This is a genomic window from Paenibacillus sp. CMM36 (assembly GCF_053570945.1).
Genome location: NZ_JBSEDY010000079.1, coordinates 1 through 535 on the forward strand (window position 1 = coordinate 1; position 535 = coordinate 535).

The following is a 535-nucleotide window of genomic DNA, read 5'->3' on the forward strand; positions in this document are numbered from 1 at the left end:
TTCCAAGCGGATATTTTCCAGGATAGCTTGAATCATTTGGCGCAGCGGCATGAGATCTTTAGAGCTAATTTCATCAGCGGTTGGCAGGATGAGCCTGTGCAGGTGATTTTCCGCCGCAAGGAGGTTGGTTTCAGATGTGAAGATTTGCGTCATCTGAATGAGCAGGAACGTGACGCGTATGTGCAGGAATTTATTCGCAAGGACAAGGCAGCCGGATTCGATTTGTCCCGGGATGCGTTGATGCGCGTGGCGATTTTACGAACAGGTGATGAGGATTATTATTTTGTGTGGAGCTCTCATCACATCTTGATGGATGGCTGGTGTGTGGCGTTAGTCACGGATGAGGTGTTTGAGGCTTATTTTGCAGCCGTGGAGCATAGACAGCCGAAGCTTGCCCCCGTGACTCCATACAGTCAGTATATTGAGTGGCTTGAAGCACAGGATGAAGCAGCAGCAGCTTCCTACTGGAAGGATTATTTGCTCGGCTATGATCAGCAAACTTCGATTCCGACCGGAAAAGTAGGCGTGAAAGCGG

The 535-nt window shown here is 49.5% G+C and carries 1 protein-coding gene; it reads left to right on the forward strand.

Annotated elements, in window-relative coordinates; genetic code table 11:
• The coding region (locus tag ACWA2B_RS27970) for a condensation domain-containing protein (RefSeq protein ID WP_449292885.1) at nt 1-535 on the forward strand (535 nt) is incomplete at both ends.